This is a genomic window from Halomarina pelagica (genome assembly GCF_024228315.1).
Classification (GTDB): domain Archaea; phylum Halobacteriota; class Halobacteria; order Halobacteriales; family Haloarculaceae; genus Halomarina; species Halomarina pelagica.
Window position 1 is genome coordinate 500836 of sequence record NZ_CP100454.1, and the last position, 23338, is coordinate 524173.

The 23338-nt window shown below is 66.7% G+C and carries 21 protein-coding genes and 1 tRNA gene; 9 read left to right on the forward strand and 13 right to left on the reverse strand.

Translation table 11 applies throughout. The features are described 5' to 3' along the window. Positions 1-3: 3 nt before the first annotated feature. The 4 genes from NKI68_RS02610 to NKI68_RS02625 form a co-directional block, all read right to left on the reverse strand. A complete protein-coding gene (locus NKI68_RS02610; RefSeq protein ID WP_254545135.1) occupies positions 4-894 on the reverse strand; it encodes a succinate dehydrogenase/fumarate reductase iron-sulfur subunit in 891 nt (296 codons plus the stop codon). 4 nt (positions 895-898) lie between these two features. Next, complete coding sequence (locus NKI68_RS02615; RefSeq protein WP_254545136.1) at positions 899-1264, reverse strand: succinate dehydrogenase hydrophobic membrane anchor subunit; 366 nt, start codon at positions 1262-1264, stop codon at positions 899-901. 1 nt (position 1265) lies between these two features. Further along, the gene (gene sdhC / locus NKI68_RS02620; protein WP_254545137.1) at positions 1266-1655 is read right to left on the reverse strand and encodes a succinate dehydrogenase, cytochrome b556 subunit; all 390 of its coding nucleotides are present in this window, start codon (positions 1653-1655) and stop codon (positions 1266-1268) included. Positions 1656-1880: 225 nt separating this feature from the next. Then, entirely contained in the window at positions 1881-2900 is a 1020-nt protein-coding gene (locus NKI68_RS02625) for a succinylglutamate desuccinylase/aspartoacylase family protein (RefSeq protein WP_254545138.1), read from the reverse strand. A 143-nt stretch (positions 2901-3043) separates the two neighbouring features. On the opposite strand from NKI68_RS02625, the gene NKI68_RS02630 reads away from it, so the two are divergent. Next, positions 3044-4402: a putative ATP-dependent zinc protease gene (locus NKI68_RS02630; RefSeq protein WP_254545139.1), complete on the forward strand. Its 1359-nt coding sequence runs from the start codon at positions 3044-3046 to the stop codon at positions 4400-4402. A gap of 228 nt (positions 4403-4630) precedes the next feature. Next, positions 4631-5182, forward strand: a complete 552-nt coding sequence (locus NKI68_RS02635; protein WP_254546477.1) for a DNA-3-methyladenine glycosylase family protein — start codon at positions 4631-4633, stop codon at positions 5180-5182. 65 nt (positions 5183-5247) lie between these two features. Here the strand turns inward: NKI68_RS02635 and cysE are convergent, their stop codons facing one another. The 3 genes from cysE to NKI68_RS02650 form a co-directional block, all read right to left on the reverse strand. Continuing rightward, positions 5248-5829: a serine O-acetyltransferase gene (gene cysE / locus NKI68_RS02640; protein ID WP_254545140.1), complete on the reverse strand. Its 582-nt coding sequence runs from the start codon at positions 5827-5829 to the stop codon at positions 5248-5250. A gap of 290 nt (positions 5830-6119) precedes the next feature. Beyond that, a complete protein-coding gene (locus NKI68_RS02645; RefSeq protein ID WP_254545141.1) occupies positions 6120-6812 on the reverse strand; it encodes a hypothetical protein in 693 nt (230 codons plus the stop codon). A 263-nt stretch (positions 6813-7075) separates the two neighbouring features. Further along, positions 7076-8230, reverse strand: a complete 1155-nt coding sequence (locus NKI68_RS02650; RefSeq protein WP_254545142.1) for an acyl-CoA dehydrogenase family protein — start codon at positions 8228-8230, stop codon at positions 7076-7078. Positions 8231-8353: 123 nt separating this feature from the next. On the opposite strand from NKI68_RS02650, the gene NKI68_RS02655 reads away from it, so the two are divergent. The 5 genes from NKI68_RS02655 (at position 8354) to NKI68_RS02675 (ending at position 12882) form a co-directional block, all read left to right on the forward strand. Next, on the forward strand, positions 8354-10324 hold the full coding sequence (locus NKI68_RS02655; protein WP_254545143.1) for a 3-hydroxyacyl-CoA dehydrogenase/enoyl-CoA hydratase family protein: 1971 nt from the start codon (positions 8354-8356) through the stop codon (positions 10322-10324). Positions 10325-10367: 43 nt separating this feature from the next. After that, positions 10368-10442, forward strand: a tRNA-Glu gene (locus tag NKI68_RS02660). A 549-nt stretch (positions 10443-10991) separates the two neighbouring features. Continuing rightward, a complete protein-coding gene (gene ddfA / locus NKI68_RS02665; protein WP_254545144.1) occupies positions 10992-11312 on the forward strand; it encodes a DdfA family disk-determining factor in 321 nt (106 codons plus the stop codon). A 128-nt stretch (positions 11313-11440) separates the two neighbouring features. Further along, on the forward strand, positions 11441-11869 hold the full coding sequence (locus tag NKI68_RS02670; RefSeq protein ID WP_254545145.1) for an Hsp20/alpha crystallin family protein: 429 nt from the start codon (positions 11441-11443) through the stop codon (positions 11867-11869). A gap of 302 nt (positions 11870-12171) precedes the next feature. Continuing rightward, positions 12172-12882, forward strand: coding sequence for a class I SAM-dependent methyltransferase (locus NKI68_RS02675; protein WP_254545146.1), 711 nt, complete (start codon positions 12172-12174; stop codon positions 12880-12882). A 66-nt stretch (positions 12883-12948) separates the two neighbouring features. Here the strand turns inward: NKI68_RS02675 and NKI68_RS02680 are convergent, their stop codons facing one another. From NKI68_RS02680 to NKI68_RS02695, 4 genes are read right to left on the reverse strand one after another with little or no spacing between them, the layout of a single operon-like run. Next, a complete protein-coding gene (locus NKI68_RS02680) occupies positions 12949-14940 on the reverse strand; it encodes a SpoVR family protein (RefSeq protein ID WP_254545147.1) in 1992 nt (663 codons plus the stop codon). Next, positions 14937-16262, reverse strand: a complete 1326-nt coding sequence (locus NKI68_RS02685; RefSeq protein ID WP_254545148.1) for a YeaH/YhbH family protein — start codon at positions 16260-16262, stop codon at positions 14937-14939. Before NKI68_RS02685 ends, NKI68_RS02680 begins: the two co-directional genes overlap by 4 nt. Next, positions 16253-18532: a PrkA family serine protein kinase gene (locus NKI68_RS02690; protein WP_254545149.1), complete on the reverse strand. Its 2280-nt coding sequence runs from the start codon at positions 18530-18532 to the stop codon at positions 16253-16255. The genes NKI68_RS02685 and NKI68_RS02690 overlap by 10 nt, the downstream gene beginning before the upstream one ends. Further along, positions 18529-20601 carry a PrkA family serine protein kinase gene (locus tag NKI68_RS02695; RefSeq protein WP_254545150.1) on the reverse strand — a complete coding sequence of 691 codons (2073 nt, stop codon included), beginning with the start codon at positions 20599-20601 and terminating at the stop codon, positions 18529-18531. The genes NKI68_RS02690 and NKI68_RS02695 overlap by 4 nt, the downstream gene beginning before the upstream one ends. Positions 20602-21003: 402 nt before the next feature. On the opposite strand from NKI68_RS02695, the gene NKI68_RS02700 reads away from it, so the two are divergent. Both NKI68_RS02700 and NKI68_RS02705 read left to right on the forward strand, forming a co-directional pair. Beyond that, a complete protein-coding gene (locus NKI68_RS02700) occupies positions 21004-21402 on the forward strand; it encodes a DUF5820 family protein (protein ID WP_254545151.1) in 399 nt (132 codons plus the stop codon). Between the two features lie 25 nt (positions 21403-21427). Continuing rightward, positions 21428-21880 carry a UPF0179 family protein gene (locus NKI68_RS02705; RefSeq protein ID WP_254545152.1) on the forward strand — a complete coding sequence of 151 codons (453 nt, stop codon included), beginning with the start codon at positions 21428-21430 and terminating at the stop codon, positions 21878-21880. On the opposite strand, the gene NKI68_RS02710 is transcribed toward NKI68_RS02705, so the two are convergent. Together NKI68_RS02710 and NKI68_RS02715 are read right to left on the reverse strand one after the other, a co-directional pair. Continuing rightward, positions 21877-22659, reverse strand: a complete 783-nt coding sequence (locus NKI68_RS02710; protein ID WP_254545153.1) for a M14 family metallopeptidase — start codon at positions 22657-22659, stop codon at positions 21877-21879. The genes NKI68_RS02705 and NKI68_RS02710 overlap by 4 nt on opposite strands. 53 nt (positions 22660-22712) lie before the next feature. Then, positions 22713-23201, reverse strand: coding sequence for a DUF309 domain-containing protein (locus NKI68_RS02715; protein WP_254545154.1), 489 nt, complete (start codon positions 23199-23201; stop codon positions 22713-22715). Positions 23202-23338 lie beyond the last annotated feature (137 nt).

The window sequence follows — 23338 nt, forward strand, 5'->3', positions numbered from 1 at the left end:
GGATTACCAGAACTTGAGGTTGTTCTTCACGGCCTCGCGCTTCAGTTCCTGGATGTGCTTCGTGAGCGGGATGTCCTTCGGGCAGACCTCCGTGCAGGAGAACTGCGTCTGACACCGCCACACGCCGTGTTCCTGCTCGACGACGGCGAGTCGGTGCTGTTTCACGTCCTCGCCCTCGCGCTCGTCCATCGTGAAGCGGTACGCCTTGTTGATGGCCGCGGGACCGAGGTACTGGTTGTCCCCGGCGGCGATGTTACACGAGGACTGGCACGCGCCACACCAGATGCAGCGCGTGGACATCTTGATCTTCTCGCGGTTCTCGCGCGTCTGGTGCTGTTCCTCCAGGCCCGAGGGCAGGTCGTTCGTCTGGAAGAACGGCTCGACGGCGTCCATCTGGTCGTAGAAGTGCTGCATGTCCACGACGAGGTCCTTCACGACCTCCTGGTGGGGCAGCGGTTCGACGCGGACGGGGTTCGAGAGGTCGCTCAACTGGGTCTTACAGCAGAGGCGCTGGCGGCCGTTGACGAACATCGCGTCCGACCCACAGATGGCCTGCCGGCAGGAGTGCCGGAAGGTGAGCGAGGAGTCGTAGTGATCGCGCGCGTAGATGAGCGCGTCGAGGACTGTCATCCCCTTGCGGTAGGGGACGACGAACTCGTCGAAGCGCGGGCGCTCCTTCCCCGCCACCTCCGGGTCGTAGCGGAAGACCTTCAGGGTGTACGTCTCCCCGTCGAGCGCGCTCTCCTCCGCGGTCCGCTCCGCTTCCTCTTCCTCGGCGCGGGCGCGCTTCGCCTCCATCCGTCGCCGCTGCTGGACGGCGGGCGCGTCCCCGGCGGGCTGTTCTTCGGTCTCCGTCTCGGACTCGGTCTCTGTCTCGGTGATTTGCGTGCTCATTGTGTTAGAGGAAGCCGTTCATCGCCAGCGCCACGTAGGTCCCCTGCGCGACGAGCGCGAGGCCCGCGAGCGCGAGGACGGCCCCGACGACGCGCTTTCGCGTCCCGGTGAGCCCCTGGTTGATCAGGGCGTTGTAGACGCCGTTGACGCCGTGGAACGTCGCCGTCACGAGGAACAGCCACATCGTGGCGAAGTAGCCGATCTGCCCCATGCGGGCCTGCGTCCCGGCGAAGGTGATCTCGTAGGCGTGGTTCACGAAGTGAAGCAGCATGAAGTGAAACGCCAGCACGCCGATGAGGAACACCGCCGTCAGGCGCTGGAGCAACCAGCGGGTGCCGCCGCGCTCGAAGGAGGAGTAGTGTTCCGCCATCTCAGATCCCCCCGAGGAAGGACGGCACGCTCGCGACGACGATCGCGCCGGTGAGGATCATCGAGGCGTAGAAGCTCCGGTCCTGCGCCTGGAGGCCGACCCCGAGATCGACGAACAGCAGACGGACGCCGTTCAGGATGTGGAAGACGGCCACCGCGAGCAGTCCCACCTCCAGGAAGCGCACGACGAGCAGTCCCTCGAGTCCGCGGAGCGTGTTCGTGTACATCGTTGGGCTGACCGTCGCCGTGCTCAGGACGGCGATGTGCGTGAAGAGATACCCGATGAGGACCCAGCCGGTGAACTTGTGGAACACCCACGCCCACATGCCGGCGGAGAACTCCCGCCAGCGGCCGAAGTCCTCGACGAGCCCCCTGTCGTACGACTGGCTCATGTATGTCGGTGGCAGGGTGCGTGCGGGTATAGTAGTTACTAACTCCCCGCGCCGTTCGGCGGATACGCCCCGTCTCCCGGAGAATTCACGTCCGGCACGAGACAGGTGGGGGTGCGTCAGCGGATCGGACGATACGGTCGAGGGGAGGACGCGACGAAGCGATGCGACGGGGCAATACGACGGGACGATGCGACGGGGAGGGCGTGATGTCAGACGGTAACTCGATCAGGGCGCGCGGGCGATAGCCTGCTCCTGCTCCAGTGCGCGGAGGGTCTTCTCCTCCAGCTTGACGAGGTGACAGAGCGGGTTCCCGGGGTAGACGAGGGGGTTCTCCAGCACGCCGACCAGCAGGCCGGTGAACGGCGCTTCGACCGTCTCGGTGTCGGCCCGGAACGGGTCGGAGATGGTACAGATGACGTCCCCCTCGTAGACGAGGGTCCCGCGCTCGTACTTCATGTCCACGAGGCCGCCCACGTCCGAGCGGAGCCAGGTCTTCTCGCCGCTGTCGTCGATGACGGTCCGCCAGCCGGGCCAGCGCACCTGCTCTGCGGGTCGGAGACCGAACTCGGCGAGCACGCTCATGACGCCGTCGAGCGCGCGGTCGATGAGCGAGCGCTGGAAGCGGTGGGCCTCGCCCATCTCGACGGTGATCGTCGGCGTGCCGGCCTCGCTCGCCTCCCGGCGGAGCGTCCCCTCGGGTCCCTCGCCGGAGAGGATGACGTTCGAGGCGAAGGCGTTGGCGAGGCGGGCCACGTCGGAGTCTCCCATGTCCGCGCGGACGTGGAGCATGTTCGTCCGGCCGCGGGTCGAGGTGTGGAAGTCGAGCCCGTAGTCGCAGGGTTCGAGGAAGTTTCGGAAGATGCGGTAGGCCATGCGCTTGGCCCCGGTGCTCGTCTCGCTGCCGGGGAACGATCGGTTCAGGTCGCGATCGTAGATGGGGAGGTAGCGCTTCTGGGCGATGAACGCCGGGACGTTGAGCACCGGGAGACAGACGAGCGTGCCGGCCAGCGTCGAGTGGTCCCAGCTGTGGGCGACCTCGCGGACGACCTCGATGCCGTTCAGCTCGTCGCCGTGGGCGGCGGCGCTCAGGAACACCGTCGGGCCCGGGCGTTCGCCGTTGACGATGGTGACGGGGATGCGAACGGGGTCGCCGAGGTACGTCTCGCTGACGCTGTATCGGAGGTTCTGCGTCTCACCGGGGGCGACCGTGCCGCCGTTGTAGGTGAACGCCTCGGGCTCTGCCATGGCGGAGAACTGTGCCGGGCGGTATATATCGCCCCCGTCTCACGATCGTCCACGAGAGTGCGTCACATCGCTCTAAGATCGAGCGGAGACCACAGCCCTCTTAGACCGGCATACATTTGTCCCGGGCCACGGAGAGTAGCTGTATGTCCACCACAGACGAAAACCGGGTACGAGTCGGCGTTCTCTCGCTCCACAACAGCAAGGAGACGAAGGCCATCCTGAACGCGGTCGAGGATCTCGGCCACGTGCCGGAGTGGCTCCGCTCGGAGAACACGGCGATCTCGATCGAAGACGGAGAGGTGACGATCGACCCCGAGGTGGACATCGTCGCGAATCGTCTCCTGCTCTCGAACACGGAGGAACCGGCGGAGGGGCTCGGTCTCGCGACGACCTTCAACCGCCTCCGCCCGATGCTCAACCAGCCCGGGGCGGTCCTCACCGCCATCCACAAGTTCGCGACGGCGGTGACCCTCGCCGACTGGAACATCAAGGTCCCCGACGCCCTGCTCGCGCTCTCGAACGACGGCCTCAACCGCAACCGCGAGCGGTTCGGCGACGTGGGCGTCTACAAGACCGCCATCGGCACCCACGGCGGCGGGACGTGGAAGGTGGACCTGACCGAGCCCGTCAACCCGAAGGTCGGCAACCGTCAGGCGTTCCTCCAGAAGCTCATCGAGGTCGGCGACGAGAAGCACAGCGACCTCCGGGTGTACGTCGTCGGCGAGGACATCATCGGCGCGATGCGTCGCTTCGCCCCCGAGGGCGACTGGCGCACCAACGTCGCGCTCGGCGGAGCCGTCGAGGACATGACCGACAAGCTCCCCGACGAAGCCGCCGAGACGGCTCTCTACGCCGCCGAGGTGCTGGGCCTCGATTACGCCGGCGTCGACCTCGTGAAGGGCACGGACGGCTGGCACGTCCTGGAGGTGAACCCCACCGCGGGGTTCAAGGGACTCTACAAGGCGACCGGACGCAGTCCCGCCCCCTACATCGCGAAGATGGCCATCGAGCGGGCGGGCGGCACCGTCGACGACGAGCGGGTGCGCGAACTCGCCGCGACGCTCGACGACTCGACGCCCTCCAGCATGCCCCGGATCGACCCGTTCGACCAGGAGGAGGCCCCGATCATCGGCTACATCGAGGAGGTCGTCGTCAGCGGGACCAGCGGGTCGACCCCCACCCTCGCGAAGTCCGACACCGGCGCGACCCGGACCAGCATCGACACCTCGCTGGCCGCCGAGATCGGCGCGGGACCGATCAAGAGCATGACGCGCGTGAAATCCGGCAGCGTGAAATCCGGCAAGGCCCGCCCCGTCGTGGACCTCGTCATCGGCATCGGCGGCCGCCAGCACACCGTCACCGCCAGCGTCGAGGACCGGAGCCACATGGACTACCCGCTGCTGCTCGGCCGCGACATCCTCGAACACTACCGGGTCGACGTGCGTCGCCGCGCCGACGGCGACGTGCCCGACGCCGACGAGGAGGAAGAGGCGCTGGAGTAGTACCCCGGTCGGCGTACCTTTTTGTACGAGAGCGGGACCAGACCCCCCGTGAGTTGAGAGCCGCCGCGGGGTGGGCAGCGGGAGCGCACCACGTCACCTCGCGATCGTCGGCGGGGGTGGTGCCTGTCAGCCGACAACGTAACAGTCGAGAGCCCTCGCTCCGTTCCGTCGTACGTGCAACCACCCGCGAACGAAGACGCGCTGGACGTCCTGCGACGCGACCCGGTGATGGCCGACCTCGTCGAGCGACACGGCCCGATCGACACGTCGCCCGCGGACGACGAGTTCGAACGCCTCTGCGTCAGCATCATCAATCAGCAGCTCTCCACGGCCAGCGCCGCCGCCGTCCGCGATCGGGTGTTCGCCCTCCTCGACGACGTGACGCCGGAGACGGTGCTCGCCGCCGACCGGGACGCGCTCCGGGAGGCGGGCCTCTCGCGTACCAAGGTGGAGTACGTGCGGAACGCCGCCGAGGCGTTCGTCGAGCGCGACCTCACCCGCGAGGGGCTCGCCGACCACACCGACGAGGAGGTCGTCGAGGAACTCACCCGCATCAAGGGCGTCGGCGAGTGGACCGCCCGGATGTACCTCATGTTCGTCCTCGGCCGCGACGACGTGCTCCCGCTCGGCGACCTCGGGATCCGCAACGGCATCCGGCAGATCTACGGCGACGGCGAGGAGCTGACCCGCGAGGAGATGCGGGCGATCGCCGAGCGGTGGCGACCGTACCGGAGCCACGCGATGCGGTACGTGTGGGCCGAGTACGAGGCCGACGGGTAGCGGACACGCTGATCGACGCTCGACTATTGTGTCCGCCGGGCGCGCTCCGGCGGCTGTCTTCGTCGTCAGTCGCAACTATGTCGCGCGCGCTCCGACGGCCTCTCGTCGGCACCGTCAGCGGCCGCACCGTCGGCCGCGTCGCCGACCGGCCGCGCCGGGACGCCCGCGACCGTCGTCCCGGGGGGAACGTCGTCGACGACGACCGCTCCCGCGCCGACGCGTGCGCGCTCCCCCACCGTGATGTCGCCGATGAGCGTCGCGTTCGCGCCGATGAGGACGCCGTCCTCGACCGTCGGATGGCGCTTCACGGGTTCCGGGGAGTTCCCGCCGAGCGTGACGCCGTGGTGCATGTGGACGTCCTCGCCCACCTCGGCGGTCTCGCCGACGACGACGCCCATCCCGTGGTCGATGAACAGGCGTCGGCCGACCGTCGCGGCGGGGTGGATCTCGACGCCGGTCAGAACGCGGGCGACGTGCGAGACGATTCGGGCGGCGAGCGGGTGGCCCGCGTCGAGCAGGCGCGCCGCCGCGCGGTGGAACCACAGGGCGTGCACGCCGGGGTAGGTGAGGAACACCTCCGTGGCGCTCTTGGCGGCCGGGTCTGTCTTCAGGGCGGTACGAACGTCCTCTCTGAGTCTGTCGAACATGGTGCGTGGTGAGTGTCGTGATGCGGTCGTCTGGCGGAACTGGACTGCGGCGAGAACAGCGGGCTCAACAGCGACAGCACGGGCTCTCGAGCGAGCAGTGGGCGAGCGACCGACGGTGACCGGTGCTGTCGCGCATGCTCGGCTATTCTCCCGGTGTGGACAAAAGGGTGGCGAGACTGTGCGACCGTAGCACGACCGACGGTGGTGGTCGGAACGGGGGGATCGTTCGTCCCGCTATTCGTGTACCGGCGAGGAATAGGTTCGTCTAGTGAATGTGTGCCACGCGCGTATCACTCCGGCAATCGTCTATAGACCGTCCGTAGAAGCACGGTTCCCAGCAGGACACCGAGCACGGAGAGCCCCGTTTCGACGCTCTCACCGCTGCTCACGGACCGTCTCTCAGTCTCGCTGAATGCCACGTAGCTGTCACCGGTCGCGATGATACGGTTTGCTTCCGAGAGCGGCTCGTCGGTGCGAAGGCCTCCGACCAAAAGCGCCGCCCGGAGCCGGAGCGATAGCCTCGATTCGGAGACGGCGACACTGTCGAGAACAGTTTGTGCATCGACTGGTTCGAGCGTGATCGTACTGTTGCCCCCAGTCCGGTCAGCCCCCCGCTGGTAGTACGTCGGTTGACCATCTACGGGGTGGTAGGCGAACTGAGCGTCGCCTCTGATATTCGGGTACGTCGCGTTGAGCTGTAGCTGTCCCGCTTGCACCCGGGATCGCTCGTAGGCACAACCCGTCGAAATCTGCCATCCGGAACAGTCGATATACGTAAACGGGGAGTCGGGCAGTCCCTCGTTCGCGACGGTGATACGTCCGTCCTCGATAGAGACTGGTTCGACCGAGTACCGATACCCGGAGAGGTCGAGGTTGAGCGCCCCGATGTAGACCGGATTGACGATGAGCAGAACAGCGAGCGCGAGACGAAGGCCGAGTCGTTGGCGCTTCGTAGGTGACCACCCCCGGCCCAACAGACCCATGTAATCGCATTCGAATAAACAAACAAGTACTTTCCGTACGAATCAATGAAACACGCTCTGCCTGTATCGATCGTCGCCGAGACGCTACGACCGGTCAAAGCCGGCGCGAAGCGACCCGAGCAATACCACCGAGCGTCCGCGCCGCGAAGCGGCGCGGTTCACCGGGCGCGAACGGAGTTCGCGCCCGGCCTTTTTGGTCCAGATTTTTCGAGGAGTGGTGCGCGACCGAAGGGAGCGCACCCGACGAAGAAAAAGGTGGTGGTTTAGAAGCCCTTCCCCAGCAACTCGCGGGCGATGATGTTCTTCTGGATCTCGGTGGTGCCCTCGTAGATCTGGGTGATCTTCGCGTCGCGGTAGAGTCGCTCCACGTCGAAGTCGTTGACGTAGCCCGAACCGCCGTGGATCTGGACGGCCTCGTTGGCGCAGTCGACGGCGACGCGGGAGGCGAACTCCTTCGCCATCGAGGCGAGCGTCGTCAGCTGGTCGTCGGAGTTGTCGACGCTCCACGCCGACTTGTAGGTCAGCTGGCGGGCGGCCTCGGTGCGCGTGTGCATGTCGGCGAGCTTGTGCTGGATGGCCTGGAAGTCGCCGATGGGGCGGCCGAACTGCTCGCGCTCCTTCGCGTAGTCGAGCGCGCGTTCGCAGGCCCCCTTGGCGATGCCGACGCCCTGGGCGGCGACCATCGTCCGGGTCACGTCGAAGAACTGCATGAGCTGGAGGAAGCCCATCCCGCGGGTGCCGACGAGGTTCTCCTCGGGGACGCGCACGTCGTCGAAGATGAGTTCCGCGGTGTCGCTCGCGCGGATGCCGAGCTTGCCGGTGATCTTCTCCGCGGAGAAGCCGTCGCGGTCGGACTCGACGACGATCTGCGAGAAGCCGTTGTACCGCCCCTCGGCCTCGGGGTCGGTCTCGCACATCACGACGAAGAAGTCGCCGACGGTACCGTTGGTGATCCACATCTTGTTGCCGTTGATCACCCACCCGTCGTCCTTCTTCTCGGCGCGCGTGGAGACGGAGGAGACGTCGCTCCCGGTGTCCGGCTCGGAGATGGCCGCGCCCATGATGGCCTCGCCCGTGGCGACCGGCTCCAGGAACCGCTCCTTCTGGTCCTCGGTGCCGAACTCCATGATGGCGTCGCTGCCGAACGTCGTCGCCGTGATGGAGAGCGCGATGCCGGGATCGACGGCGAACAGCTCCTCGACGATGAGGGCGGTCTCGAGGGCGCTGTAGCCCGCGCCGCCGTACTCGATGGGGATGTTGGCCCCGCTGAGACCCATCTCAGCGGCCCTGTCGAGCACCTCGAAGGGGAACTTCTCCTCCACGTCGTACTCCCGTGCGACGGGGGCGATCTCGTTCTCCCCGAACCGACGGACCTCCTCTCTGATCTGTCTCTGCTCGTCGGATAGCTCGAAGTCCATGTCGGTTTATCTCGCCGTCGTTTCCACATAATCGTTTTCCGTAGTCTGTAAACCCGCTAGGAGTTGTCGACGATCGGATGGGAAACGTTGAACATCGACGCCCGAGACGCTACGAACGTCACTATGGAATTCGACGAGATCGACACTATCGCGGTCCTCGGTGCCGGTAACATGGGCCACGGCATCGCCGAGGTCGCGGCGATGGCCGGCTACGACGTGATGCTCCGCGACATCAACGAGGAGTTCGTCCGGAACGGCTACGAGCAGATCGAGTGGAGCCTGGACAAGCTCGCCGAGAAGGACCAGATCACGCGGGAGGAGGCCGACGCCAGCCTCGATCGGATCACGCCCGTCGTCGACATGGAGGAGGCCGTCGGTGACGTCGACTTCGTCATCGAGGCGGTCCCGGAGAAGATGGACATCAAGAAGGACGTCTACGGCGACGTGGTCGAGTACGCCCCCGACCGCGCGATCCTCGCCACGAACACCTCCTCGCTGTCGATCACCGACCTCTCGGAGGTGACCGAGCGCCCCGAGCAGTTCTGTGGGATGCACTTCTTCAACCCGCCGGTCCGCATGGCGCTGGTCGAGGTCATCTCGGGGGCGCACACCGACGAGCGGACGCTCGAACTCGCCGAGGACCTCGCCGAGGCGTTCGGCAAGACGCCCGTCCGCGTCCGCAAGGACGTCCCCGGGTTCATCGTCAACCGCGTGCTCGTCCCCCTGATGAACGAGGCCTGCTGGATCGTCGAGGACGGGACCGCCACCATGGAGGAGGTCGACTCCACCGTCAAGTTCGACGTCGGCCTGCCCATGGGCGCGTTCGAACTCGGCGACCAGGTCGGCAACGACGTCACCTACCACGTCCTGGAGTACATGAACGAGGTGCTCGGGGAGGCCTACGAGCCCTGCCCGCTGCTCGAGGAGACCGTCGAGGAGGAGCGCTACGGCAAGAAGGTGGGACGGGGGTTCTACGACTACGAGGACGGCGAGGGGGCACAGATCCCCACCGACGAGACGCGCGAGGACGTGAAGCTGCGCCTGCTCGCGACGATGGCGAACGAGGTCGGCCACCTCGTCGAGGGGGACGTCGCGCCGCCGCGCGACATCGATCAGGCCGTGATGCTCGGCGCGGGTTACCCCGAAGGCCCGGCGAAGATGGCCGACAACGTCGGAATCGACGCGCTCGTGGAGACGCTGGAGGAACTCTACGAGGAGACGGGCGCGGCGCGCTACGCGGTCGCCGACGGCCTCCGCGAGGCCGCCGAGTCCGGCGGCTTCCACGGCGGTGACGAGGACGAGAACGGGGTCGAGTTCACCACGATCAGCGTCGAGTACCCCCGCGAGAACGTGGGGCACATCGTGCTCGACCGCGAGGCGCGCATGAACACGATCAACGCCGACGTGCTCGAGGAACTCTCGGCGGCCCTCGACAGGTTCGAGGGAGACGACGACGTGCGCGCGATTCTCATCACGGGCAAGGGCGACCGCGCGTTCTCCGCCGGGGCGGACGTCTCCGGCTTCGCCGCCAGCGCGGAACCGCTCTCGGCCATCGAACTCTCGAAGAAGGGCCAGGAGACGTTCGGCCGGTTCGAGGAGACCCCGATGCCCGTCGTCGCGGGGATCGACGGCTTCGCGCTCGGCGGGGGCCTCGAACTCGCCGCCTGCGCCGACCTTCGGATCGCCAGCGACCGCTCGGAACTCGGCCTGCCCGAGCACAGCCTCGGCCTCCTGCCCGGCTGGGGCGGTACCCAGCGCCTCCAGCGGCTCATCGGCATGGGTCGGGCGAAGCAGGTCGTCTTCACTGCCGACCGCTTCGACGCGGAGACGATGGCCGACTGGGGGTTCGTCAACCGCGTCGTCCCGCACGCCGAGTTCGACGAGGCGGCGCTCGACCTCGCCGAGCGGCTCGCCGGCGGCCCGCCCATCTCCCAGATGTTCACCAAGCGCGCGATGCTCCGCGGTTGGGAGGACATCGACGCCGGCCTCGAACTCGAGGCGCAGGCGTTCGGCCACCTCATGAACACCGAGGACCTCATGGAGGGCATCACCGCGTTCATGGGCGACCGCGATCCCGAGTTCAAGGGCCAGTAAAACTCGGAACACTTAACCGGCCGACGGGGAATCTTTCCGTACGGCTCGGTTGGTGTAGTCCGGCCAATCATGTTGGCCTTTCGAGCCAACGACCGGGGTTCAAATCCCCGACCGAGCATTCTGCGACGAACGAACGTGAGGAGCGAATGCGACATCCGGGCGATTTGAAGTAGACCGAGGTTCTGCGCGAAGCGCAGGTTCTCGGGCGTGGTTCAACTCCCCGACCGAGCATTGCAGCGAGCGTCACGGAGTGACGCGAGCGAAACGCGCAGGGAGTGGATTTGAGCAGACGAGTCGCAGCGCGCGAACGGAGTGAGCGCGACCGTCTCGGCGAGTTCAAATCCCCGACCGAGCATTCTGCGACGAACGAACGTGAGGAGCGAATGCGACACTCGGGGGTCGAGCGGACGACTCGCCGACCACGGGTATGCGTTCGGTCGGGGTGAGACTCGGACGACTCCGTCATCCCGTCCCCGGCGGTCACGTGCAAAAATAGACATTCATCTACAACGACCCCCCGATTCCCGCCCGATATGCGCATCGTCCTCCGACGAGGTCTGTACGGATACAATTAATATTACTTCATTAATTAACAGATTAAACGAGGTTGTCTGACGAACATTCTTGTACTTCTACGACGCAGGCCGGTACAACTGACGTGACACGAATGGTTATGGTCGACTCATCGCCCGCAACGGTATCGCCGGAGCAGCTGACGACCGACGACGGGGTGGCGTACCGCGCGTACCACGACATGACGCATCCGGGATCGCTGAGCATCACGGTCATGCAGGCCGTCGGTGCCGTCGTCGACGTCGATCCGATGGAACTCGATTCGCTGTACGAAGCGGTCGATCCGGACGCGCTCGACGAGCTGTTCTGTCCCGGTCCGGACGGGCAACCGAGCATCGACGGCCGCATCCGGTTTCGCTTCGCGGGGTGTCGCGTCACCGTCGAGAGCAACGGGACGATCCTGGTCGAACCGTAGCGGGAACGCGGCGAGCCACCCTTTCGGTTACGTATGGTAATTCTCGCCCTACGATCTCCCTACCACCAGATAGCACTGGTCACGTAATCCTTATTATATAGGACGGCCATATAGAGTGTCGATCACGTATGGCAATCAGACGTACCCCCTTCGAGGAGATGGAACGGATGTTCGACCAGATGCGCCGCTCCATGTTCGGCACCTGGGACTGGAACGCCCCCGTCCAGTCGCGCTGGGAGTCGCTCCCGTCGGGCGACGCGAACCTGCGCGTCGAGACCGGTGAGGACGGCTACCTCGTCCACGCCGACCTCCCGGGCTTCGAGCGGGACGAGCTGGACCTCACCTTCGACGACGGGGTGCTGACGCTCTCGGGAGCCCACGAGGTCGCGGACGAGACCAGCGCGCGACGACGCAGCGTCTTCGAGCAGGTCACCATCCCCGGCGAGGTGCTCGACGACGAGATCACCGCCTCGTACCGCAACGGCGTGCTCGAAGTCCACCTCCCCACCGCCGAACGGGAGGACGACGACGACGCCCACCGCATCGACATCGAGTGATCGGCGTACCCGTGGGCTACCGCCGACCGCACTGACCGTTCCGCTCGCTGACCGTCCCGCCCGCTGACTGTCCCGCCCGGGGTCCGGTCGCTCGTGTCCCGTCGTCGCCCCGTTCCGGTGACGCGAGGGAGTCTCTCGTCCCTGTTTTCCACGTTCGAAGTAGATGGACCGAACTGATCGATTCTAGCGATCGATCGGAACGCTCCCGTGAATGTGAATGACGACCCCGTGAATCGTCGGGGGTCGACGGAACCGACGCGGGTATCGAGGTACCTTTACCGCCGGAGACCCTGTGGCCGGTAGTGGATTCTACCGAGGTGCTCCGACAGTGGGCGGAACGGTCGGGCGAGTACTCCCCGAGCTACTACGCCTACTACGGGCCGAACGAGGCGAGCGAGCGCGTTCGCGACCTCCTCGACGCCGTCGTCGGGCGGGACGCGTCCGTGCTGGAACTCGGGTGCAGTTCCGGCCGGCACCTCTCTCACCTGCACGAGCACGGCTACGAGGACCTCCACGGTATCGACGTCAACGACGAGGCGTTCCGCGTGATGGAGGAGACCGCACCCGACCTCGCCGCGAGCGTGTCGTTCCACGCCGACGCCATCGAGAACGTCGTCGCCGACTTCGACGACGACCAGTTCGACGCCGTGTTCTCCGTCGAGACGCTCCAGCACGTCCACCCCGACAACGAGTGGGTCTTCGAGGAACTCCCCCGGATCGCGGGCGACCTCGTCGTCACGGTGGAGCACGAAGGGAAGGGGAAGGGAGGAAACGAGGAGAGTGAAGGCGAAGGGGAGGAGAGTGAAGGCCAGAGGGGGGAGACGGGAGGAAACGACGAGCGGGACGACGGAGGGAGAGGACAGGATGAGCCCGACGTAAACTACGTCAACGACGAGTTCCCGCTGTACTACCGCAACTGGAGGCGGATCTTCACCGATCTGGGCCTCGTCGAGGTCGAGTCGGAACCGGTCGGACAGGACACGCTCCGGGCGTTCCGACCGCCGCGGGACTGACCGGACCGACGCGATCGAGAGCGCACTCGGGTTCGGGCTCGGATTCGGACCCGGATGCGGCCGGCCTCACGCGAGCCACTCGTCGGGCTTCGTGTCGTAGTCCACGTCGGTCGCGGCGAGGTGGTCGACCTCGTCCCACGGGAGGTCGCGCACGAAGAACTCCTCGCCGTCGAAGCGGACGAGCTTCCCGCGCTCCTCCGGCGTGGGTTCGCGGTCGCGCCGCCGGGCGACCTCGACGTCGTGGTCGTCGAGTTCCTTCACGATGGTCTTCAGGTTGACCGGCCGCCCCCACAGCTCGAAGACGCGTTCGAGCACCTGCTGGGCCTGCTTCACGTCGAGCATGACGCCGTTGTACTGGTGGGCGAGCAGCAGCTCGTTGCGGTTGTTGTAGTTCCCGTCCTCGACGGCGACCGTCGGCTTGCCGAAGTTCGTAAAGCGGAGCATGAGCTTCTTCTTCACGTCCTCGACGTCCGTGCTGGTGGCGCGGTAGTCGCGTGTGGTGTGGGTGTACTCGTAGGTGAAGTAGTGGTTCTCGTCGACGAACTCCTGGGTGAGGAACTCATCGAGGAACGTCACGTCGTTGTGGCTCTCGCGGATCTCGCGCATGCGGTCCCAGCCGCGGCTGCGATCGACGTCGGCCAGCGCCTCCTCGACGCTCCCGTACCGGTCGTCGTCGAACATGTAGCGCGCGATGCGCTCCAGTTCGGTCTGCGAGAGGCGTTTCAGGAACCCCCGGTGCTGTCGCTTCACCAGCGAGTAGTGGCGCTCGCACAGCCCCTCGTAGGTGAGCACCTTCCACGGGTAGCGATCGACGTCCACCTCGCCCGCCCTCGCCGCCGCCAGCGCCTCCGCGTCGACGCGCGGGTCCTCCGGGTCGAGCGCGTCGAGCGAGTCCGAGTCGACGTGCGCGACGATGGGGTCGGGCTCGAGCGCGTCGAGCACCTCGTCGAAGTCGACCCGGTCGTGGAAGTTCCGCCACGTGATGCCCCGAACCCGGAGGAGCGTCTCCGCGACCTCCCGGCGGTTGGTCGTGTTCTCGATGTACTCCCACAGCTCCTTGCCGAGCTTGTAGGGGTTGAACCCCGGCGAGGCGAGCACCATCGACTGGTGGTCGGCGTAGTCGACGAACTCGTTCTCGTCGGCGAATCCCTCCTCTGCCATCATCATCGACTCCCAGTAGGCGGCCCACCCCTCGTTCATCACCTTCGTCATCTTCTGGGGGGCGAAGTAGTACGCCTCCCGGCGGAGCACGTCGAGCACCTCGCGCTGCCAGTCCTCGAAGTCGACGGCCTTGCCCGCCTCGCGGTCGTAGCGCTTGCCGTGGTTTCGCAGGAACGCGACGATGTCGAGTTCCGGCTCCGCGGGGAAGCGCGCCTCGTCGGGCGTCTCGCGCTGGGATTCGAGCCACTCGTCGCTGAACACCTGCCGCTTGACCTCGTCGCTCAGGCCCAGCTGGTCGAGCCGTTCCGCGATGTCGTCGGCCTCGAACGGCTCGTCGGCGCTCGACGCGACCGGGGCGAACGGTTCGTGCTGGTCGATGCAGTCCTCCAGACAGAGCACGTGGTCGATGAACTCCTCGACCTCCTCGCGGTCGATCTCCGGGTCGTCCATGTACGACTCGACGATGCGCGCGTGGCTGGCGAGCATCCGGGCGGCGTCCGGCGCGTCGCTGAACAGTCCGAACCACTGGTTGTGCTTGAAGAAGTCCGAGTGCGCCTCGACGTGCGTGATGACCGCCTTCTGATCCGCGGTCGTGTTCGACTCCTGGAGGAAGGCGTGGGCGGGGTCGTCGTTGTTGACGATCTCGAACGCCTTGCCGCCGAGGAACTGCCGCTGCTTGCGCTGCTGGTCGTACTTCATCCCCCACCGCCAGTGCGGGTACCGCTCCTGGAACCCGTCGTAGGCGATGAGTTCGTTCATGTCGTCGTAGTCGATGATCCAGTAGTTGACGGGGTAGGGATCGAGCCCTAGCTTCCCCGCGAGGTCGGCCGCTTCCCGTACGGGCTCGCGCAGCGAGGCGGCCACCTGCTGTTTCCGGATGCGGTCTGGTTCACTCATTGTCCCTCATTGTCCTCTGTGCTCAGGATGGTGTAGATGGCGTCGACGACGTCGTCGGGGCCGGTGACGTAGGCGACGGCCACGCCGTTGCCCCCCTTGAAGTGCCGCTCCACCTCGTCGGCGTGGGTCGCGTTGATGGCGTTGCCCGACGGCTGGGTCTCCACGTACGCGTGGAGGTTCGCCGGGATCTCCTCCATCAGCGGGATGACCCGCTCTTCGGTGTCGTTCGAGGAGTTCTCGGAGTCGCCCGCCGCGAAGACGTAGCGGTTCCACTCGCTCCACGGGTACTCCTCGAGCAGTTCCTTGGCGAGTTCGTACGCGCTGGAGATGCGCGTGCCGCCGCCGGAGCGGATGCCGAAGAACTCCTCGCGCTCGACCTGCCAGGCCTCCGCGTCGTGGGCGATATAGACGAACTCGGCGTTGTCGTACTTGCCGGTGAGGTACCAGTCGAGCGGGGTGAACGTGCGCTCGACGAGTTCGCGCTTCTTCTCGCGCATGCTGCCGGAGACGTCGCGGATGTTCACCACGACGACGTTCTTCTCGCGCTCCTCTACGATCTCGGGGTAGCGGAACCGCTCGTCCTCCCGGCGGAAGGGGATCTGCTTCAACCCCTCCCGGCGGATGCGCTGGATGGGCGTCTCCTCCTCGACGCTGCGCTCCATCTCCTCGATGCTCCCCCAGCGGTCGCGCTCCGTCTCGGGGATCTCCGAGGCCGCGTCCGCGATCCACGCCCGGGAGACGGGCATGTTCTTCTCGCGCGCCCAGGCGAACACCTCGTCGGGACCCCAGCCCTCGACGCGGAGCGCCTCGCGGACGTACTCCTCGTCGAAGTCCATCGACAGCTTGCGCTTCAGCCCCTCCTTGAACAGGTGCTCGAAGTCGAGCGTGCTCGCGGGGCCGGTGCGGGTGATGTCCGTGTAGTCACCCTCCTTCTCCTCGATGACGCGCTTGCCCTTCGGCTCCAGCGTCAACCCCAGTTCCTCGTCGAGTTCCTGGGCGAACTCCTCGGGGTCCATCTCGTAGTACTCGTGGTCGGCTCCGTCCTCGCCGGCCTGGCCCTCCTCACCGTCGCCGTCGCCAGGTTGGGGCCGCGGCTGGCCGACCGGATCGCCCACGTCGGGCGTGCCCCCCTGCCCCTGTCCCACGCCCCCCTGGTCGAGGCGGTCGTAGGCGAACTCGGGGAGGTCCACGATCTTGATCGGGATGCGTACCTCGTCCGGGAGGCTCTGTCCGAGGTCGCCGTACTGGATGAACTCGGCGAGGTCCTCGCGGCGGGCCTCGCCCACTTCGCGGTACCGTTCGAGGTCGTCTCTCAGTCCCATCGGTAACTCACCTGGCTCATGACGTGCCGGCTGGTCAGCTCCGCCGACGCGGCGCTGTAGCCGAACAGGTCCTGCATGTCCTCGATCGTCGATGCCTTGACGCTCGCCGTCTCCGTCCCGGTCGGCGGGTCGTCCCACTGTCGGGGGTCGAAGTCGTCGAACACCCGCCGGACGTCGTCCCAGTCGTGGCTCCCCAGGACCGCCCGGATGACGGGGATCTCCTTCAGTTCGATGTCGCCCGCGCGGAACGCCTCGTCCCGGTGTCGCCACGCGTGACGGTTGAGCGCGGTCATCACCTTCTCCGTGCGGAAGGTCCGAACGGCGGGCAGCGGCTGCGTCCCGTCGTAGTGGGACTCGTCGAACCGCCCGAGGTGCTCGATCTCGAACACCTTCATCCGCAGGGGGTCCGGCTCGACCTCCTCGCCGCGGTCGTTGGTGATGGTCTCGCCCTCGTTCCAGGCGTAGACGTGTTCGACGTACTCCTCGACCGTCTCCTCGTCGACGCGCTTGTCGCGCATGATGGCCGTGAGCACGTCCCGCTCCTGCTGGCGGAAGACGCGGTTTTTCACCTGCACGAGGCGGTTCTCGAACTCGGTGCGCTCCGCGTTCGAGAACACCGGCGCGTCGACGAACCCGTCTGCCATGCCGTTGAGCACGTCGCGGGGCATGATGACGTGCTCGACGGGGAGGTCGGGGTGGTGGCGGTCGCTCGTGTCGTGCAGCAGGTCGGCGACGACGTCCCGCGTGTAGGTGACGGGGATGCCGTGCTGGCCGTCGTTGGCGTTCGGTCCGAACTCGAAGTCGTCCTTCTCGCGGCGCTCGTCGCCGTCCTGGATGTAGCCCGCGTCGAACAGCAGCGCCTTGTCCACGAGGTCGAGTCCCGGCGGCAGGTCCTCGGTGTCGAGGCGCGTCACGACGTTGTACAGCGCGGCCGCCTCGACGACGTGCGGGGCGAGTTCCTTCCGGTGCACCCGACGGCGGTTGTCCCGCACGTCGATCGTGACCGGCTCGCGGATCTTCTCCTCGAGCTGATCGTAGGTGGTGGCGGTCCACACCGTCGTCTCGTTGGTGAGTTCGCGGCGCAGCAACTCGGCCTCGAGCGAGAGGTTCGTCAGGTACCGGAACTCGTGCTTGTCGAGCCGCCGCTTGAGCGCCTTGAGCGGGTCCTGCCCGTGGCGCTCGGCGTGCTGGTTCAGCTGCGCCTCCAGATCGGGGTTGGAGATGATGAGCAACTGCGTGTCGATGTCCATCCCGATCCCCTTATCGAGCTTCACGCTCCCCTCGTCGGGGACGTTCAGCAGCTTCTGGAGCAGGTCTGCGTGCTGGGCTGCGTCCTCGACGAGCGTGAGCAGGCCGTTGCCCTGCGAGAGCACGCCGTCGTAGCTGAACGCCTGCGGGTTCTTCCGGCCGCGGGAGTCGAGCGCCTGGAGCATGCCGTGCATCCACGACCCGACGAGGCGCTCCTTGGGCGTCCCGTCGTCCTCGGAGTGGAGGACGCCGATGCCCGTCCCCACGTCGGCGACGAAGTTCTTCACCCGGAGGTGCTTCGGGTCGGTCACCGCGGAGAAGAGGTCCTCCCGGCCGCGCCTGCGGTACTGTTCCTCCAGGTAGTCGTACGCCTCGCGGCAGAACGGGTCCAGCCGTCCCTCGACCAGGACGTCGATGTGATCGTCGAGGCGGTCGTTGAGGTCCGCCAGCAACTCCTTTCGCACCTCCGGCGGAAACACCGAGAGCGGGTGCGACTGGACGGGACTCACGTACCAGTCCTCCTCGTTGCTCACCGGTGCCTCGCCGTAGGTCAGGCCGGAGCCCTCGGTGCTCGCCCCCGAGACGTTCCACTCGACGGTGTAGCGCCGCCCCTCGTCGGTCTTCGAGTACTCGCGCAGGCCGTTGATGAGACAGCGTTTCAGCTCGGACTTGCCGGTCGCGGTGGGCCCCTCGAGCCAGATGATCTTCTCCTCCTTCCCGCGGCGGGCGGCGATGGAGCGCAGGTCGTCGACGAACTCGTTCAGGACCTCGGTGTTGCCCAGGATGGCGTGCTCGCCGTCGTTGTAGGGGTCGTCGAAGAAGCGGTAGCGCTCCTTCTCCTCGCCCTCCTCGACGACGGTGCGCGTCCCGGGGGCCTCGATGGCGTCGAGCAGGTACTTGCTCGCGTGGGAGGCGACGTGCGGCTGTTCGAACACCCGGTCTACGTACTCCGCGAGGCTCATCGGCTCCTCGTAGGTCTCCGTCAGCGCGCGGTCCGCCTCCCGGATGAAATCCCGGCTCATTCCTCCATCTCGGTCCTGGCGACCTCCGCGCCGGCGAATTCGAGCACCTCCTTTGCCCCCTCGCGCGAGTAGCCCTGATCGGTCAGCGCCTCGATCCACGCGTTGCGCTCGTCGTCCTCCATCTCCCCGCTCGACACCAGCGCCGAGAAGTTGATGTTGTGCTTCTTGTCCTCCCAGAGCTTCCGCTCCAGGGCGCGGCGCAGGCGGTCGTTGTCGTGGGGGTTGAAGCTCGTCCCCTCGCGGGCGCGCCGCGAGACCCAGTTGGAGACCTCCTGGCGGAAGTCGTTCTTGCGGTCCTCGGGGATGTTGAGCTTCTCCTCGACGCTCCGGAGGAACTTCTCGTCGGGCTCCTGCTCGCGGCCCGTGATCTCGTCGACGACGGTGTCGTCGTCGATGTAGGCCATGACGTGGTCCATGTACTTCTCGCCCTGGCGCTGGATCTCGTCGACGTCGTAGGCCAGCGCGTGGCGAACGTCCTCGATGGCGCGCTCTCTGTACTCCTCGCGGACCATCTCCAGGTAGCGGTAGTAGCGCTCGAAGCGGTCCTCGGGGATGGACCCGTGGTTCTCGAGGTTGGTCTCGAGGTGGTTGAACGTCGTGAGCGGCGAGAGGAAGTCGCGGCCGCGGTGCATCGAGTCCATGATCGCCTCGGCGATCTCGTCGCCGATGAACCGCGGGGAGACGCCCTCCATGCCCTCGCCGATGTCGGCCGTCGCCTCCGCCTCCTCGCGGAGCTTCTTCACGTCGATGTCGTCGCCGTCGTCGATCTCGCCGTTGTAGGCCTTGGCCTTCTGGACGATGTCGACGGTGCCGCCGGTCGGCTCCTCGATCCGCGTGAGGACGCCGAACAGCCCCGCCATCTCCAGGGTGTGGGGCTCGACGTGGATGTCGGGCACGTCCGCGTTGCGCAGCATCTTCCGGTAGATCTTCGACTCCTCCTCGTACTGGAGGACGTAGGGGAAGTCGATGCGCTTGGTGCGGTCGTTGAACGCCTCCATCTTCTCGTCGCCCTTCTTGTCCTTGTACTCGGGCATGTTGGTGCGGCCGACGATCACCTGGTCGATGTCGATGCGGGGGTTGCTCTTCGGCTTGATCGTCTGCTCCTGCGTCGCGTGCAGGAAGTCGTAGAGGAACTCCCGCTGGAGCTTCAGCAGCTCCTCGCCGGAGAAGATGCCGCGGTTGGCGTTGCAGAACGCCCCCGAGTAGTCGAACGCGCGCGGGTCGGACTCGCCGTAGATCGCCAGCTTCGAGTAGTTGACGTCGCCGGTGAGTTCGGTCTCGTCCTGGTTCTTCTTGTCCTTCGGCTCGAACGTCTCGACGCACTGGCGCTTGTTCTCGTCGGCCACCAGCCGCACGATCTCGACGTGGTTCTCGAGGACCGCCTGGAGGTCGTCGCCGTAGTTGTCGAGCAACCGGTCCATGTAGAACTCGCTCGCGGGGTCGAGCGACTGCTCGTTTCGGATCGTGTAGGGCGCGTCGAGGCGCTCGTTGAGGTCCGCGATGACCCGGTCGCGCTGCGCCTGGGGGATGAGGACGAGGGGGTCCTGATCCATCGGGGACCGTACGACGTCGTCGGCGGGGTCCTGGTCCCGGATGACGTCACAGAGGTTCGTCCACCGGAACGTGTACATCCGCCCGTCGTCGCGGGCGGTGTAGTCTTCGAAGTACCGGCGCACCTGTCGGTCGAAGTCGGACTTCCCGGAGCCGACCGGTCCGAGCAGGAGCTTGATGCGCTTCTCCGGGCCGAGGCCGCGCGCGCCGCTCTTTACCTTGTTCACGAACTCGTGGATGGATTCGTGAATGTTGCGCCCGTAGAAGGTGTTCTCGCCGTCGTGGAGCGGATCCTCGCTGGCGAGGCGGTACTCGACGACCCCGAGCCGTTCGTCGTACTCGGTGCCGTAGTAATCGAACATGTCCGCGACGCGCTGGTGTGCGTTACGCGCGATCCGCGGCTCTTCGTACACCTCGTGGAGGTACCAGTCGAACGTCCGGGTTTCGCGCAGGTCCGCCGGTATCGAATCCCGGTACTCCCGACTGAGTTCCTCGAGGGTTTCCATGTCGCCTGTCATGGTATCACGGAGACGGGTGTCTCATCCCCGGTTCGCCCGGGACGGACAGCCACGCTGCCCGCAAGTGTCGACGGTCGCCCCGCGTCCACAGACGGCCGAACCGACCGCATGAGGTGTGCTACCAATCAGCTACCTCGTACGACCCACGCCGCTGTCACGACTCGGGTGCGCGCGAGGACTGATGGTACGGGGCTGTGACCACCGATACTGTTGAGTCTGTTATTTCCTCACATAGATAAGTCTTCCCACGGGGGTCGGATATCCGACGGATTTACCGCCCCCACGAAAACGAAAATCGACGGACAGCCCGGCCGAGAGGGAGTGTCTCCGATTCGAAACGTTTGTCCCTTTATAAGTGCTCTCGATCGTACGACTGATGCGGTCGGCGCGAGTAGGATCGACATGACCGACGACCTCGCCGCGGGCTGGCAGGTCTGGAGCGACGCCGACGACCGACTGGTGCTCGCCTACCGCCCGGACGTGTTCGACGGCGGGGCCTTCCCCCCGCCCTGCCTCCCGACGATCTACGTCACTCGCGGCGCGCGCACCCGCCGCCCCGGCGTCCGCCAGAACCCCCGTCCCGACGACCCCTGGCACGTCACGCTGTTCCTCGAACCGGAGGTGAAGGACGGACCCCACCTCTACGACGACCGCGAGGAGGCGTTCGCGGCCGCCCACGACCTCGCCGAGCGGTTCGCCGGGGGGGAGATCGACTACCGGGGGCTCTACCAGGTCCCCCGCGAGGCGTACTTCGAGAAGCTGGACGAACTCACCGGACGCGACACCGGGCGGGAGGCTTAACCGCCCTCGCGCCCCTCCCTCTGACATGTCCACCGTCACCCTCATCGGTCCCCGACTCGCGGAGGAGGGCGTCGAGTTCGTCTTCAACGGCGAGTCGCCCCTCTGCGAGGGCTGTCCCTACCGGGGACAGTGTCTCAACCTCACCGAGGGCGTCCGCTACCGCGTGACGGACGTCCGCGACTCGGGCGTCCTCGAGTGCGCCGTCCACGACACGGGCGTCACCGCCGTCGAGGTCGAACCCGCTCCCGTTCGCGCGAACGTCGCCTCGAAGGGTGCTTACGCCGGATCCTCGGCGACGCTCGAGGGACCCTGTCCCTACACGGAGTGCCCGAGCCACGAGTTCTGCGAACCGCTCGGCGCGTCGTTCGACGAGTCGTACAAGATCAGCGAGGTCGTCGGCGATCCGCCCCACGACTACTGCGCGCTCGACCGCGACCTGACGCTCGTCGAGTTCGCGCCGCCCGAGGTCGAGCGCTAACCGAGCGTCCGCGTCAGCTCGGCCGCGTACCCGAACTCCTTCTCGTAGCCGTAGGGCGACATCAGGACGGGGTAGAACGGCTCCTGGGCGACCAGTTCGTCGTCGTCGGCGGTGGCGAACGTCGCGCCCGGCGAGACGCGCTCGAAGTTCGACACGCGCACGTCGTAGGACGTCGCCGGGGTCTTCGGGATGAGCCGTTCGAGCCGGAAGACCGGGATCTCGTCCGAGCGCCGCTCGCCCGCCGGGAGGGCACCGATCGCGCCGAGGAACTCGCGGACGAGGTCGACGGCGTACGCCTTCGCCTCCTCGGACCCCTGTCGACCCGCCTCGACCTCGACGACGTCGGCGTACTCGACGAGTCGGCCCTCGGTGAACCCCCCAGCCTCGACGATGGCGTCGATCGAGAGGTAGGGACAGACCGTCTCGGTCAGCGGATCCGCGTCGTTCACGATGGCGAACGGCCGGTCGTACGACTGCGTCGAGTGAATCGAGAGCGTGGTGCAGCCCCGTAGCTCGCGTAACACGTCGTGTGCCAGCCTGCGTTCGTACTCGTCGGCGTCCGGATCGCCCGGAAACACGCGGTTCAGATCGACGTCGGTGTAGCGAACGTTCCGCGCGAGCGCCCGTTCGTTGGCGACGACGAACTTCACCGGCCGTTCGAGCGCCGGTCGCTCGCGGAGGAAGTGTTCGACCGCGTGCGCGCCGCACGGTTCGTCGCCGTGGATCGCGCCGACGACCGCGTACTCGGGGGTACCCTCCCCTAACTGCTCGACCCGCATTTGATGACGGTACGGAGTCCCCCCATTTCAGTGCCCCGGTCGGCGGCGGCGCGTCACGGGTCCAACTCCGCGACGTACGCGAAATCGGCCTCGCGAGCCGTGAGTGTCTCCCCGTCGAGGCGAACGTGCCAGTCCCGGAGGACGCTCGGATCGTCGAGCGCGGCGGTGAGCGTCTCGCGCACGTCGAGCACGTCGACGCCGTAGAAGTCGCGGGGGACGCCGTGGAGGTACTGGAGGGCGGTCTCGAACAGCGATCGCATCCCCGAATCGTCGCGGAAGTCGAAGTGCTTGTACGCGCCCGCCGCGACCTGCACCATCCCGTGGAGGAACGCGCTCTCCGTTGTGCCGCTCCCGTAGTTGTACCACTCGTCTTCGAAACAATCGTGCGACTCGTGGAACGCCCCGGAGTTGTACAGCCGAACGCCGTGAACCGTCGCGCGTCTGAGCGTGCCGTGTTCCCAGCGGCCCGCCGTCGCGTCCCACCCCGCCGGCGTCCCCGACCTCGGCGGCGGAACGTCGGGCGCGTGCGTGTGATCGTCCATGCCGAGTACGTGTCGGTCCACGCCCATATACTGTCGGCCGTCGGGGGCGGTCTCGCCGTCCCGTCCGTCCGATCCCGCTCCCGTCCCCGGAATCTCACGAACCGGAGGCGGCCGAGGGCGTCGTCGGCCGGGGTCCT